Genomic DNA, 14,697 nt, shown 5'->3' with positions numbered 1-14,697 from the left:
TCCCTTTATTTATTTAACAAATCCAATACTCCATTGATGTATGCGGCTCCGAGAGCTCGGTCATATAATCCATAACCAGGTCTTCCTTGTTCATTCCAAATCATTCTTCCATGATCTGGTCTAATTGGTCCGTCAAATCCGACTTCGTGCAACTTCCCTAACACTTCCGCTAGATTTAATGACCCATCGCTAGCTAAATGAGAGGTTTCCTGAAACGAATACTCGTCAATTCTTTGTATATTTCGTGCATGAATAAAATGAATTCTACCTTTTGCTGCTTCTACCATTTCTAATAAATTATTTTTGCTATCTGCTCCATATGAGCCCGTACAAAATGTAATGCCATTGTGCTTGCTGTTAACAGTTTCCAATATATACGACATATTCTTTTGGTTTGTTACTACTCTTGGCAATCCAAATATCGACCATGGGGGATCATCTGGATGGATTGCCATTAGTATATTTTCCTCTTCTGCTACAGGAATAATTTCTTTTAAAAAGTAAATTAAATTTTCCATTAGCATTTCTTCTGTAATATCTTGATATTGATCCATTATCTTTCTCAAATCTTCTGTTTGATAGGAAAGATCCCATCCTGGCAATGTCAATTCACCACTTAAAGGATCTATCTTTTCGATTGCATTATGGTCATATTTTAATGAATTTGATCCATCTGGCAAAGCAGCATATAGCTCTGTCCTTGTCCAATCAAAAACTGGCATAAAATTATAGCACACCGTTCGAATGCCAGCTTTTGATAAATTCCTGAGTGTTTCTTTATAATTTGAAATCCAATTATCTCTTGTTGAAAGTCCAAGCTTTATTTCCTCATGAACAGGAACACTTTCAATCACATTTAGTTTTAACCCTTTGGCTTCAATCTGGTTCTTCAACTCTAAAATCGTTTCATAACTCCATACCTCTCCAGCTGGAATATCATAAATTGCAGATACGATTCCAGTCATTCCTGGAATTTGTCTTACTTGGTCTAACGTAACAGGGTCATCTTCTCCATACCAACGAAAACTTAACTCCATTTAGCACGCTCCTCCCAAATAGATACTCTCACACATACCAACCTTTGAATATTCCCTCTATTCTACCAATTAATAGCCTATTAAACTAGGTAAAAATTCTGAAAACCATGGGAAGTAAGTAATAATGATTAATACTAAGACAATTGCTCCATAGAATTTAAATAAATGGGGCATCACTTTTTCTATTTTTACATCCGATACCTTGAGTCCTGTAAACAATACATTACCTACTGGAGGTGTAATTGTTCCAATCGATAACGCCATCGTCAACATGATTCCAAAATGTAATGGAGTCATTCCCAATTCTAGTACTACTGGTAATAGAATTGGTGTGAAAATTAAGATCGCTGGAGTTAAATCCATAAAGGTTCCAACGAGCAATAATAAGAAAATGATAGACGCTAGAATAATAATCGTACTATCTGAAATTCCCAAAATGGTATTTGCAAGTGCATTAGGAATACCAGTAAACGACATCACCCACGCAAGTATATTAGATGCACCAATAAGGAACATAATTATTGATGATAGCTTCGCACTATCAACGAGCACATTATATAACTCTTTAACACTTAATGATTTGTAAAAGAACATTGATATCACCATTGTATAAACTACTGCGATACCTGCACCTTCAGTAGCTGTAAATACACCTGCAACTATTCCACCAATCACAATAATCACAAGTAATAGACTCGGTAGCGCCTCTAGGAATACTTTTATGAATTGCTTGAAGGTAATTGTATTTGTATCAACATAGCCCTTCTTCTTTGCATAGAAGAAGGCTACAATCATACAGCTTAAGCCCCATAAAATACCTGGAATTAGTCCACCAATAAAGAGTGCAGCGATTGACGTACCTCCACTAGCCATTCCATAAGTGATTAACGCTGTACTAGGCGGAATTAAGAATCCAGTAGGAGCAGTACTAATATTTACTGCAGCTGAGAAGTTTTCATCGTATCCTGCCTTTTTTTGTATTGGACCTATGATTGTTCCCATTGCAGAAACAGCCGCTGTGCCTGAACCTGAGATTGAACCAAAGAGCATATTGGCTACAGAATTCGTATGCGCTAATGACCCCGGAATTCTGCCAGTCAGAGCTGTAGCTAAATTAACTAACCGCATCGCAATTCCGCCTCTATTCATGATGTTACCTGCTAAAATAAAGAAGGGAATTGCAATCAAAGTGAAAATATTAATCCCTTGAAACATCTTTAAAGCCGAAGAAGGAATGGATGCTTGGAAACCTAAGGATTGAATAATCGCCACAATCGATGAAACGATTAACGCAATGGCTATAGGTACACCAAGAACTAATAGTATTAAAAAGGTAATTGCAATTAACAAACCTGCACTTAAGGCTAAACTCATTTTGCTCCTACCTCCGTTCCATTTTTATAATCTTTAATAGCGGTAAAAATATTTATAATGTTATAGAGAACTGTCAAAACTCCACTTATTGGAAGTATCATATAAATCCAATTGAGCGTTATATTTAGAGTCGGAGAAACTTGCATTGCACCTACATCCATTAATGCTTTTCCACCAATAATAAAAACAGAGATAGCGATTAGCATGATCAATATTTCTATCGTAATTAATGCAACTACTTTTCTTAAACCTGTTAATTTATCATAAAAAATCGGTACTTTTATATGACCATCATACCCAAACACCAATGCAGCACCTAAGAGTGACAACCATACAACGGAATATCCTAGTAATTCTTCAGAGATAGTACTTGGATTATTAATAACGTATCTCATAAACACTTGGTAAAAGTTTAGAAATACTAAAAATAAAAATAGTAAAGCACAAGTTAATCTAAGTATTTTATCCAATACATTCTTTATAGCCAACAATATCTTTCATCCTCTCTATTGGTTCTGCAGTTCCTGTACTTTATCAAATAATGGTTGTAAAACAGGATTAGATTTTAGTATATCTTCTCGAACAGGTTCCTGCTTTTCCTTGAATAACTCTTTGTCAACCTCAACAAATTCAATTCCCATTTCCTCTGCTTCAACTATAGCTTCAGCAATACGATCATCCCATACCTCATTCGCTACTTTGGTACTGAGTTCAAATCCCTCTTGAAAAATCCTTGCCTCTTCATCAGTTAAAGTTTCCATAAATTCTGTATTTGTTACAAAGATATCTGTAAAAATTTGATGTTCAGTACGAGAATAGTAATTAGCCACTTCTCCATGTCGCATATCAGCTAACGCCATTTCCGGGTTTGTTGCTGCATCTATGACACTGTTCTGAATAGCAGTATAAATTTCACCATACGCTAACATAACAGCTGCAGCATCAAAGCCTTCTACCATTCGCACATTTATATCACTTGGTTGTACGCGAACTTTCATACCTTTCATATCTTCTGGTGTTTCAATTTTATCTTTTGAATAGAAATTATTTACTCCATTCGCAAACCAGGATGTTCCTTTAATCCCTTTATCAGTTGTAGACTCATAGATTGGTTTCGTAAATTCTTCATTATTCATTAGCTCACGAAAGCTTTGTTCATCATTAAAGATGTAAGGTATCGCAAATATTTTATATTCATCAGCGAACGCTTCCATGTTACTACCACTAACAACAGCTAAATCTAGCGAACCCATTTGTAATAACTCTAGCACTTCTGGATTATCTCCGATTACACCACTCGAGAAAATATTTACTTCATACTTATCGCCTAAATTTTCATGGATATAATCTTGAAATTCTAGTAAGCCTCTATAAATGGGATGTTGTTCAGGCTGTACAGTTGCTAAACTCACAATCTTTTTACCTTGAGCTTCTATATTACTCGAACATCCACTTATGAATATTGAAAGTGAAAGCATAACAATACTAAAAATAAATAATCTTTTCTTATTCATGATTCTTCTCACCCCATCATAATATTATAAATTTACAGAAATTTGTTTTTACAATTCGATTATATAGTCCATTCATTATAAACCTAGATATAACATAAATGAATGTTATGATTGATAGAAACTTCATGTATTCGCTTACAATTGATAACTTATTAATCAGTTAATTTGGCGCATAGTTTTATCTTATATCTCGACAATGATTTCTACCTCTACTGGAGTGCCCTCCGGAAGAGATGCCACACCTACAGATGCTCTGCTATGCTTTCCTTTTTCTGCAAACACTTCATTAATTAGAATTGAGATTTCATTAATTACTTGTGGTTGGTCAAAAAAGTCAGGCGTGCTCGCCACATATCCCTTCACATTTACAATACGTTTTATATTATCGATACTACCAATTGTGTTTTGGAGGGCGTTGAGACAATTTATAAAAGCTACTTTCGCACATTCTTTTGCTTCCTCTATCGAAACTGTATCACCTACAATACCTTTATAAATCAGTTCTCCATTTGTCTTAGCTGCATGACCTGATACAAATACTAAGTCACCAGTAACCACAGCATCTTCAAAAGGTCGGTCTCTTTTAATGTTTTGTAATAGATAGCCTTTCTCTTTTAACTTTTCTTCGAAGCTCATTTTATCCCTCCATAAATTATGTTAGTGTTTATTGTAATACAATTAAACTAATATTACAATAATACTTATCGACTAATTTGATTTTTTTAAATATTTACAAGAACATACATCATATTGAATTATAAAAATCTATTAATATATATAAAACTATGTAATACCTGGGAGAAATCATTATAATTATACCTTTGCTGAGTAGAACAAGAAGAGCTTGATATAAACAGGAGACAAATAATCAAATTGAAAAACCCCTTTACTCTTAGCAATAAAGGGGGTTTTCATCTATATAAATTAGGGAGTATAAACAGGTTCATTACTTTTGATTGAAGTCTTATACTTCTCATTAAATATTTGTTCCTGAGATTCATAGATACATGCACTTAGCTGCCCTTCTGCCCGCTCAAACAATGTATGATCTACTAACTTACATTCTTCTGTTGCAAACGGGCAACGTGGTTCAAATCTACATCCTGGAGGGAGATTAATCTGGTCTGCTACTTCCTCATCTATCTCAATTCTTTTACGATTATAAGATGGATCTGGTACAGGCACTGCTGATAAAAGAGCTTTGGTATAAGGATGTTGTGGGTGATGAATAACTTGATTAACTGGTCCAATTTCAACGATTTTACCTAAATACATAACTGCAATTCTATCACATAAATATTTTATCGTTGATAAGTCATGTGATATATACAACATACTTAAACCCATTTCAGCTCGCAACCGCTTCAATAAGTTTAAAATTCCAGCACGTATAGATACATCTAGCATTGATACAGGTTCATCGGCAACTAGAAATTTAGGGCCAATTACAATTCCACGAGCAATCGCAACACGTTGCCTTTGCCCACCACTTAACTCATGTGGAAAACGATAGATATACTCTTCAGCAGGTTTTAATTCTGCTGTTTCTAGTGCATGAAACACTTTATCGTATATCTCATCCTTATCTTTTATACCTAATATCTTTAAGGGCTCGGCAATTGTTTCAAAAATTGTAAAACGCGGATTAAGTGTCTCGTATGGGTCTTGGAAGATCATTTGTACTTCCTTGCGAAATTGTTTCTCTTCCGCCCTGCGAATATTAACATAATCTTTTCCATTAAATTTAATTTGCCCGTCTGTTAAATCTTGTAACCGTACTAATATTTCACCTGTAGTTGTCTTTCCAGAACCACTTTCCCCAGCTAAACCAACAATTTCTCCTTCACCTATATCTAAGTCAATAGAATCTATTGCTTTTACGACATGTTTGTTCTTATTAAATATATCTTTCATCCCACCACTTACTGGATAATGTTTCTTAAGGTTTCTTATTTCAATTAACGGAGTCGCTTCGTTCATTTTCCCACCTCCGCCTTTTCTTGTGCAATCCTCTCAGCAACGGTTTCCCATGTTTCTCTTTTTTTAGTAAGCTCACGAAATTCTTCTACCTTTTCTGTGTAATGACATGCAACAAGATGTTCCTCACCAACTTCATTAAGTTTAGGAGCTTGTTCTTTACAAAGATCGGTTGCAAAAGGACAGCGTTCATGAAAACGGCATCCATTCGGAGGATTTAATAAATCTGGTGGAGCACCAGGTATGGAAATAAGATCTTCGCCGATATCCATTATACTTGGAAATGCATTTTGCAATCCAAGTGTATAAGGATGATGAGGTTTATTAAAGAAATCATGCGTGCTAGCTTTCTCCATAATTTTTCCGCCGTACATCACAATGATGGTATTACATGTTTCAGACACAACGGAAATATCATGGGTAATAAAAACCATTGAAGAATTAATTTCTTTTTGAATTTCAATAATTTGATTTAAAATTCGATCTTGCACTACTACGTCTAGTGCTGTTGTTGGTTCATCTGCAATTATTAAAGAAGGATTAAGTGCTAACGCCATCGCAATAATTGAACGTTGTTTCATCCCACCACTCATTTGGTGTGGATAATCACGGAGTCGTTTACGTTCTAAACCTACCAAATTAAATAATTCTGCAGCACGATTCATTGCTTCTTGATCTGACATATCCGCGTGTGCTTGAATAGCTTCAACAATTTGACTTCCAACGCGATACACGGGATTAAGCGCATTCATTGCGCTTTGAGCAATCATGGAAATTTGAGACCATCGAAGCTTTCGAATTTCCTCATCTTCCATTTTCACAATATCTTGCCCTTTAAACAAAATTTCTCCTTTAGATACAACTCCATTCTCAGGTAATAAACGCATCAAACTCTTTGCAAGTGTTGTTTTTCCACAACCACTTTCACCTACAAGCCCTAACCGTTCACCTTCTTCTAATGTAAAGGAGATATCACTCACTGCTTTTAGGGGGCCATTTTGTGTATGGTAATCAATATCTAAATTCCTTACCTCTACTAAAGCCATGTTTTACCTCCTCCTCAATCTAGGATTTACTACTTCTTCAAGCGCACGAGCTACGAAAAATACCGCTACTAATAGTAAGACGATAGCTAACCCTGGAGGTATAGCCCACCACCAAGCATCTCGTGAATGACCATTAATAAAGTTATAGTGAATAATTTGTCCCCAGCTTGTTGCATCTGGATCACCAAAACCTAAGAATGCTACACTTGCCTCTGCTGTTATTGCCCAATTCACCATAAATGCCATTTCTAATAATGCTAATGGGACTACATTTGGTAACACATATTTCAGCATAATCCGTATATGACTTGCTCCAGCGACCTTTGCAGCCTTTATAAAAGGACGCTGCACCACTGTGAGAACTTGAGAACGCACAATTCTCGCAACCGTACGCCAGGTCAATAGTGAAACAGCAATGATTATATTCCATAAGCTCGGTTCTAGTAAGGCAACAAGGACGATGACAAATGGAATAAACGGGATAGCATAAAAAATATCAACGATTCTCATCAAGAGATTATCAATCTTTCCACCAAAATAACCAGATACAATACCGATGGCAGTTCCAACGAAAGTCACAAGAAAGGCAGCTAATCCACCAACTATTAAGGCTGTAGTTGTGCCTTTTACAACTTGACTAAAAACATCTCGCCCAACATTCGTTGTCCCGAACCAATGCTCACTATTTGGCGGTAGTAAACGTTTTAACTCCCCAGTCTCATCACGAATCATTTCATTTGGGTCGTAAGGAGCAATCTGTTCACTAAAGACACCAATTAGGATAAATATAAGTAGAATAATGACACCAGTAAGTGCTAACTTATCACGGATAACGTTCTCCAAGAATAATTTGAAGGTCCCCTTCTGATTTTTTCTGACTTTACTTTTCGCAATCTTAATCGATTGAGTTGCATCCATTTGGCTCATCAGGTTCCCCCCTTTAATTATAAGTAATTCTTGGATCTAGATAAGAATAAACAATATCCGCAACAAGGTTCATAAACATAATTAATGCAGCTAATATGATAAACGATGCTTGCGCTAGCGGATAATCATGTCGCTGAGCTGCAAAAACCATCTCCCGACCTAAGCCAGGCCAACTAAATACATATTCGATTAATACTTGGCCACCAATAGCCGAACCTACAAATAATGCACCTGCTGTAACAACTGGTAATAAAGCATTTCTAGCCGCATGTTTGTATAATATTGTTTTACTCTTCAATCCTTTTGCCCGCGCAAACTCAATAAAGTCTTCACCTAAAACTTCCAACATCGTGTTCCTCATAATTAATAGTGGAGTCGCTAAGAAAAAGACACCCGCTACAATTGTTGGTAAAATCAAATGGCGTATAAAATCCCAATTAAAATATAATTGAAACAGTGTTTCCGCCTCGTATCCAGCGGTTCTTATTCCAGATGAAGGGAACCAGCCGAGAATAACTGAAAACAAATAGATTGCCATAATTCCAACCCAGAAAGTTGGTGCCGAGCGGAAAACCAATGCAATCGTTGTTGCAAAGGACTCACCAATCGAACCTCTTTTCCATGCCATCAAAGCTCCACCAAAAATGCCCCCACCATATGAAACTACCATTGCTGCAAACATTAAGATTAGTGTTGGAGGTAACTTCTCTAGCAAAATAGTGACAGCTGGTTCGTTATAATAAAAAGAAATACCAAAGTCTAATAAAATTAAGTTCTTCATAAAGCTTAGATATTGGACCCATAGGCTTTCATTTAATCCAAATCGTTCTGCTAGAGCTTCTCTTGCTTCCGGCGGAATCGAAGGATCAATCAAAGCTGCTGTTGGATCTCCAGGCATTAATCGGAACATTAGAAAGATTATTGTTGAAATAATAACTAAGACGAAAATCATCTGGATCGTCCGTTTTAAAATATACATCCCCAAGCTCCGCACCATCCTCTCTTTAAGTCACACTCATTTTTCTGATGCAAGTATAGAAAAAACAGGTGAGCGCAGGGCACTTGTGAATCAAACCCAATCACCCTTGACTCACCTTTTTTCCTTTATTTAAATCTCTTATTTTACAGGGAAACGTAAGCGTCCATCATCATCCCATGTATACCCAGCTTCTTCTAAAACTGCACGTGCTTGATCTGGATCAAAATCTGGACGATCGACATTTGCGTTATGCCAAAATTCATTTTCAGGAGCGATAACAAGCCCTGCTCCTCCACGCACACCATATCCTTGTAGATGAGCATCCAGAATCGTATCGTAATCAACTGTGTGAGAAATAGCTCGACGGAATGCATAATCATCAAATGGTGGTTTTCTCATATTAAAGCTCAAGTACTGGTACCCAATATCTCCTGCCTCTACTACATTTAAGTGTGCTTGCCCTTCCGCTCTATTAATATGGGCTGGGATAAATTGTTCCGCGTTAGTATCGAGTGCACCAGTTTCAAGATCAGTCATGATCCCTTCATCTTGTGCGTAAATACTGTAGATATATCCATCAATTTTCGGATTCTCATAATGTCCTTCGTGTGTAGCTGTACGTAGTTCTATCCCACGATTCCAGTTTTCAAGTTTAAATGGTCCAGAACCAATTGCAGCTTCGTTGGTAAATTCACTTGGATGTGCTAGGCCTTCATCTTCAACTAAGTTTTCCCAAATATGTTTTGGAATGATAGGAATCTGCGCTAGCGTTACGTTAACTAGTGGAGCATAAGGTTCTTTTGTCGTAAACCTTACGACATTATCTTCAGTTACTTCAACTGTATCAAGTGGATTTAGGAATGATAAGAAGTATCCAACTTCCCAATCCATGAAATAGTTATAAGAAAATGCCACATCTTCAGCTGTTACTGGTTCACCATCGTGGAATGTCATGCCATCGCGAATCGTAACGTCTAGCGTTAGGTCATCGACAACTTCCCAAGACGCTGCAGCTGCTGGTAGCGGTTCTGCTTCTGGACTTAATCGAACAAGCTTATCGTATATTAAGCGCAAGTTTCTCCACTCATACGTACTGTTTGCGCCTAATGGATTGATTGTATTCAAGTCAAATTGGCTTCCGATACGAAGCATTGCATCACTTGAATCAAGTGGTGTTGCTCGCATTGGCATCCACTCATTAAAAATTCCTTCTCCTGCCATCATTGTCATATCTGTAAAGCGCTCATTATTATAAGCATGGAATAAAGAACGGAAATACAAAGTTAATAACGGTGCTTCATCAGCCAAAATTTCTTGAGCATCCAAAACAAGTTGTTGACGCTCGTTCGGGTCTAAGGCTACTCGTTGCGCGTCGGCTATTTCATCATATTCATCATTTATAAAGCCTGTTGTGTTATTACCTCCAGGAATTGCATTCATAGAATGAAAAATAGAATGGATAAACATATCTGGATCGATTCTATCTACACGTCCACCCCAACCAACCGTGTAAGCATCAAAGTCTTGCTCGTCGGAATAAAGAATATCAATCAATGTGTTAAATTCTGTTGGACTATTATTCACTTCGAGACCTAGAGCCTCCCATTCCTCTGTAACCATTTTTGCCGCTTCGTAGTTTACTTGGTTTGCTTCTGGCAACGAACTAAAGATTCGTATCTCAGGTACTAACTCACCATGCTCGGCAGTTTCATCTGACTCGTCCTCTGGCTCATCATCCTCTGTACAAGCAGCAAGCAACATCAAAATCAATACCCCTAATACCAATAGCATCCATTTTGCTTTCTTCATTCATTTCTCCCCCAATTCAAATATTCTAAAAACTACTAAAATTTGTTTAACTATAAACCAGATTTGTATGAATATGAGTTTATTCTTATATTTATTGTTTTTCTCTTTTTTCTCATTCACTGAAGAACCTTTCTTTCCTCATTATTTAACATCGATCCCACTTCATTGAAATACATGTTTTTCTCATAAAAAAAACCTACTTTTTTAGAAAAGTAGGTTTTTTAGTATACAAAGATTTTAATGATGAGTATTTTGTTCTTCCTTCCAACGATAATAATTTTTAGGTCGTCCAACATTTCCATAGGTTGTTTCAATTTCGACAGCTTTTTCTTGGACCAAATGGTTCAAATAGCGATGAACCGTTGGATAAGAAATACCTGTTTCCTCACTAATTTTTTCAAGCGGTATGGATTGATTTTTCCCTCGCAAGTAATCTGTAATTATTTGGAGAGTACCTTTGGCAATACCTTTTATTAAAAATGCCGATAAGTCAGTGGATATCCTTCTCGGATTAGTTTCAGATAATAACTTACTTTGTTGTTCAATTAAAGCTGCCATCTTTAAATGAACTTGAATTCTCGAAATAATATCTGGAGCTTTAATAGGTTTTAATGCGAAATCTGATGCGCCCTCATCTAGAAATTTATCAGCAATTTCTTGGCTTCCATCGACGGTTAAAATAATGATAGGTGTATCCTGATCCATTTGTCGAATCGTTTTTAACAAGACAAGCCCATCCATTACAGGCATATGAAAATCCAATAATATGAGGTCTGGTTCCTCTACAAGAAACAACTGTAAGCCATCTTTTCCATTTAGAGCAGTTGAACAACTGTAACCCGCATATTCACCGATTTCTTTTAAAGTGTAAAGAATATCCTCGCTATCATCAATTATTAATACCTTTTTCCGCATCTTAATCACTCCCATATGGAAGAAACAAAGTAAACACCGTTCCTTCTCCAAATATACTCTCCGCTTTAATCCATCCTCCATGTAATTTGACTACTTTTCTTACGAAAGGCAGTCCTAAACCACTCGATCCTTTTAAACTATATTTTACATTCCAAATGCGATCAATTTTTTCTGGAGCTATTCCATATCCATTATCACGCACATATATCTTTACTCCATCAACCTTCTCACCTTGAGAGTATGCTCTCGTATATTCTAATTCTATTAAAACCTTTCCATCTGCCTTGTGTTCTGTAGCATGAAGAGCATTTTCAATCAAATTAACTAGTAGCCTTGCTACACGAATTCGATTTACATAAATAATATCATTTGGATGATGATTAATAAATTCCAATTTTGACTTCAATTGTTCTTCTACTAAATGTGCTCTTGTATAATTTAGTAATTGAGATAATTCTACTGGCTTTCTAACATCCTCAGATAGTATTTCGGAAATCATTGTATTTAATTGCTCTACTGCTCTTTCAATTCGTTCCGTATACTCTTTTCCTTTTTTATCATTAACCGACATATCTATTAACGAGGTTAACCCACTAATTGTAGTTAAAGGAGTTTTTAAGTCATGAACAAGGTTTTGCATTTCCTCCGTTGTGCGAGATTCAATTGCATCCAATCGCATATGTTGGAGCTCACCTTCTCTTTGACGACTTTTCTCCAACTCTTGGATACGAAGGGTATTCACTTTGATCAAAGTAAAAGTTACAAAAACACTAAATAAAAAAGGCAGGGCCATTAATAAGCAAATGATTTGCATGAGATGTGACATTTCTAAGGTATACGAGGCCTCTACAATTCTAAGAGCTGTGTCACTTTTTCCAAAACCAAAATTATGCATTGCTGGCGATATCTCTAACCATTGAACTAAAAATAGTAACTGAAATAGTAATAATGCTTGATATCTAAATTTTACTTCATAGATTTTTTGACCAAATAAAATAATCATATAAATAACCGTAATAATAAAAGGTGTAGAAAAGTTAGCACGATAATCCATTGTAATGGTTAGAAAAGCAAAAGAAATAAATATGATTAGAGCCGTTACAACAAAACTAAGCCAAATATTTTTACGTTGATAGACAACTCTTCCAATAGAAAAGGAGAGAAGAAAAATAGCCATTTCACTTACGGTAAAAACAATAATTAATATAAAAGCTGCGACTATTAGTTTTCCTGCATGATTAGATTCCAATGATAATTGTAAATAATGATTAATCGTTTCATAGAAAGGAAGTGAAATAAATGGCAATAGTAGGAGCCATAATATAAGTAATGTAGGTAGTATCGCAAACCATTTATGGTCTACTTTAAATAACTCGTACTTATTTGGATACACTGCATTCCCACCTCTTCATACCCCATTGATGTCTATATTACATCAAGGAGAAAGAATTGAGAATAGTAAAACTTTATTATTATGTATTTAAACTATAATGCTGTATGGTTATCCGTACTCTATAAGCTATGAGATTCACAGAAATAATTAAAGCCACCTCTATTCTCAGGTGGCTTTTAAAATAATATATTGACAGATAGACGTATAATTAAACTTCTTAACTTCGTCGATCTCGCTCCACAATCATATCTCCCACTTGCTGACCACTTAATGTCACCATTGGCATGCCGCCACCTGGGTTAACAGTTCCTCCTACAAAATATAGATTATCAAAGTACTTACTATGTTTCGGATGTTTGAAGCCTTTATTTTTCTTGCGGTTTGAAACAGTCCCATAAATGGCACCGCGGTCGGAGCCATATACGCGTGCAATATCCTCTGGTGTCCACATATCTTTCGTAACAATGTTCTTTCTTAAATCTGTTAACCCCATTCTTTCTAACTTAACTAGAACTTTTTCTGCAAATGTATCATAATCTTCTTTGGTAAACGGCTTATCTTGAATATAAGGAATATGTGGTAGCACTTTAATATTTTCATAGCCCTCTGGTGCTTGGGTAGCATCTGTTTTATTTACATTAACAAGATAAATTACTGGATCGTCTGGTAATTGATGTTCTCGGAAAATAGCATGCATCTGCTTTTTCATATTCTTTGAAAAGAAGAAATTATGATGACGTAGTTGTGGGTAGTGTCCTTTTACCCCTAGATGCATCACAATTCCAGAACTTGCCGGTTCAAACTTTTTACGCAATTTCTTTGTTTTAGCATTGTCGATGTTTAATAGTTTTTCGTATGCTGGGAGCACCTCCATATTGGAGACATAATAATCTGCAGTTAATCGTGTACCATCCTCTAAAACAACTGCACGTATTTGTTTATCATGTTTTTCAAGTTCCACTACTTTTTTTCCAGTATACAAATGAACACCGATTTCTTTTGCCAGGCGAGTAATTCCTTCAGCTAAATGGTGCATTCCTCCGGGGACATACCAAACACCTTGGGCATGCTGCATATAAATCATCATATTTAAAATAGCTGGACTATCGTATGCAGAAGAACCAACATATTTAATAAAATAACTGAGCATATCTCTAAATTGTTTGTTACTAATACGCTTATCGATTGCTTCAAACATGGTAGAGCTTAAGTCAAATGCCTTTAACGAACGAAAAACGCCATGATGTTTAATTACTTCACTTGTCGTATCTAAACCTTTGCCGAAGTATCCTTCTTCCGTTGCGTCGTAAAGCTTCTTTGAATAATTTAAAAGATTTTTGTATTGTTTAATATCACGATTTCGTAAATGCGTATTCTCTGTCTTCATTTGTTGTAAATCTTGATATAAATCAATCACTTTACCATTTGGGAAAAAAGATCGCCATTGATGTTCCAATCTTTCAATTGGTACATAATCTTCCATTTTCTTTCCACTGTTTTTAAATAACTTATTGAATATATGTGGCATCGTTAAAATAGAAGGACCTAAGTCAAAACCAAAACCATCCTGTTCTAAGCGATTTAACTTTCCACCTAAATGATTATTTTGTTCATAAAGTGAGACTTCATAACCTTCTTGTCTTAAGGAGATTGCTGCAGATAAGCCGCCAAGTCCACCACCGATAATAATGACACTTTTATTATTCACCATCGTTCTTACTCACCC

At 35.9% G+C, this 14,697-nt stretch carries 13 protein-coding genes; all 13 read right to left on the bottom strand.

The annotated features are described in order from the left end of the window. Positions 1-5 precede the first annotated feature (5 nt). Complete coding sequence (uxuA, locus tag ACXYMZ_RS14550) at positions 6-1,037, bottom strand: mannonate dehydratase (RefSeq protein ID WP_458949133.1); 1,032 nt, start codon at positions 1,035-1,037, stop codon at positions 6-8. Positions 1,038-1,106: 69 nt separating this feature from the next. Further along, positions 1,107-2,411, bottom strand: a complete 1,305-nt coding sequence (locus ACXYMZ_RS14545) for a TRAP transporter large permease (RefSeq protein WP_458949132.1) — start codon at positions 2,409-2,411, stop codon at positions 1,107-1,109. Then, on the bottom strand, positions 2,408-2,881 hold the full coding sequence (locus ACXYMZ_RS14540) for a TRAP transporter small permease (protein WP_458949131.1): 474 nt from the start codon (positions 2,879-2,881) through the stop codon (positions 2,408-2,410). Before ACXYMZ_RS14540 ends, ACXYMZ_RS14545 begins: the two co-directional genes overlap by 4 nt. A 36-nt stretch (positions 2,882-2,917) precedes the next feature. Further along, complete coding sequence (gene dctP, locus ACXYMZ_RS14535; RefSeq protein WP_458949130.1) at positions 2,918-3,925, bottom strand: TRAP transporter substrate-binding protein DctP; 1,008 nt, start codon at positions 3,923-3,925, stop codon at positions 2,918-2,920. Positions 3,926-4,108: 183 nt separating this feature from the next. Continuing rightward, the gene (locus tag ACXYMZ_RS14530; protein WP_458949129.1) at positions 4,109-4,561 is read right to left on the bottom strand and encodes a RidA family protein; all 453 of its coding nucleotides are present in this window, start codon (positions 4,559-4,561) and stop codon (positions 4,109-4,111) included. A gap of 288 nt (positions 4,562-4,849) precedes the next feature. Next, positions 4,850-5,905: an ABC transporter ATP-binding protein gene (locus ACXYMZ_RS14525; protein ID WP_458949128.1), complete on the bottom strand. Its 1,056-nt coding sequence runs from the start codon at positions 5,903-5,905 to the stop codon at positions 4,850-4,852. Further along, complete coding sequence (locus tag ACXYMZ_RS14520) at positions 5,902-6,948, bottom strand: ABC transporter ATP-binding protein (RefSeq protein WP_458949127.1); 1,047 nt, start codon at positions 6,946-6,948, stop codon at positions 5,902-5,904. Before ACXYMZ_RS14520 ends, ACXYMZ_RS14525 begins: the two co-directional genes overlap by 4 nt. Positions 6,949-6,951: 3 nt before the next feature. Next, positions 6,952-7,875, bottom strand: coding sequence for an ABC transporter permease (locus ACXYMZ_RS14515; protein ID WP_458949126.1), 924 nt, complete (start codon positions 7,873-7,875; stop codon positions 6,952-6,954). Between the two features lie 13 nt (positions 7,876-7,888). After that, a complete protein-coding gene (locus ACXYMZ_RS14510) occupies positions 7,889-8,854 on the bottom strand; it encodes an ABC transporter permease (RefSeq protein ID WP_458949192.1) in 966 nt (321 codons plus the stop codon). Between the two features lie 138 nt (positions 8,855-8,992). Then, positions 8,993-10,663: an ABC transporter substrate-binding protein gene (locus tag ACXYMZ_RS14505; protein ID WP_458949125.1), complete on the bottom strand. Its 1,671-nt coding sequence runs from the start codon at positions 10,661-10,663 to the stop codon at positions 8,993-8,995. 237 nt (positions 10,664-10,900) lie between these two features. Then, complete coding sequence (locus ACXYMZ_RS14500; RefSeq protein ID WP_458949124.1) at positions 10,901-11,578, bottom strand: response regulator; 678 nt, start codon at positions 11,576-11,578, stop codon at positions 10,901-10,903. Position 11,579: 1 nt separating this feature from the next. Next, complete coding sequence (locus ACXYMZ_RS14495; protein ID WP_458949123.1) at positions 11,580-12,971, bottom strand: sensor histidine kinase; 1,392 nt, start codon at positions 12,969-12,971, stop codon at positions 11,580-11,582. A 217-nt stretch (positions 12,972-13,188) separates the two neighbouring features. Beyond that, complete coding sequence (locus ACXYMZ_RS14490; RefSeq protein ID WP_458949122.1) at positions 13,189-14,682, bottom strand: phytoene desaturase family protein; 1,494 nt, start codon at positions 14,680-14,682, stop codon at positions 13,189-13,191. Between the last annotated feature and the right edge of the window lie 15 nt (positions 14,683-14,697).

Source organism: Oceanobacillus sp. CAU 1775, assembly GCF_054482815.1.
The sequence above is the reverse complement of the archived record's forward strand: the minus strand, read 5'-3'. Positions and strand labels throughout refer to the sequence as shown.

Excerpts from the sequence above, each read along its gene's own strand:
- uxuA (WP_458949133.1), bottom strand. The coding sequence starts at position 1,037 with ATGGAGTTAAGTTTTCGTTGGTATGGAGAAGATGACCCTGTTACGTTA.
- ACXYMZ_RS14545 (WP_458949132.1), bottom strand. The coding sequence starts at position 2,411 with ATGAGTTTAGCCTTAAGTGCAGGTTTGTTAATTGCAATTACCTTTTTA.
- dctP (WP_458949130.1), bottom strand. The coding sequence starts at position 3,925 with ATGAATAAGAAAAGATTATTTATTTTTAGTATTGTTATGCTTTCACTT.
- ACXYMZ_RS14530 (WP_458949129.1), bottom strand. The coding sequence starts at position 4,561 with ATGAGCTTCGAAGAAAAGTTAAAAGAGAAAGGCTATCTATTACAAAAC.
- ACXYMZ_RS14525 (WP_458949128.1), bottom strand. The coding sequence starts at position 5,905 with ATGAACGAAGCGACTCCGTTAATTGAAATAAGAAACCTTAAGAAACAT.
- ACXYMZ_RS14520 (WP_458949127.1), bottom strand. The coding sequence starts at position 6,948 with ATGGCTTTAGTAGAGGTAAGGAATTTAGATATTGATTACCATACACAA.
- ACXYMZ_RS14515 (WP_458949126.1), bottom strand. The coding sequence starts at position 7,875 with ATGAGCCAAATGGATGCAACTCAATCGATTAAGATTGCGAAAAGTAAA.
- ACXYMZ_RS14510 (WP_458949192.1), bottom strand. The coding sequence starts at position 8,854 with ATGTATATTTTAAAACGGACGATCCAGATGATTTTCGTCTTAGTTATT.
- ACXYMZ_RS14505 (WP_458949125.1), bottom strand. The coding sequence starts at position 10,663 with ATGAAGAAAGCAAAATGGATGCTATTGGTATTAGGGGTATTGATTTTG.
- ACXYMZ_RS14500 (WP_458949124.1), bottom strand. The coding sequence starts at position 11,578 with ATGCGGAAAAAGGTATTAATAATTGATGATAGCGAGGATATTCTTTAC.
- ACXYMZ_RS14490 (WP_458949122.1), bottom strand. The coding sequence starts at position 14,682 with ATGGTGAATAATAAAAGTGTCATTATTATCGGTGGTGGACTTGGCGGC.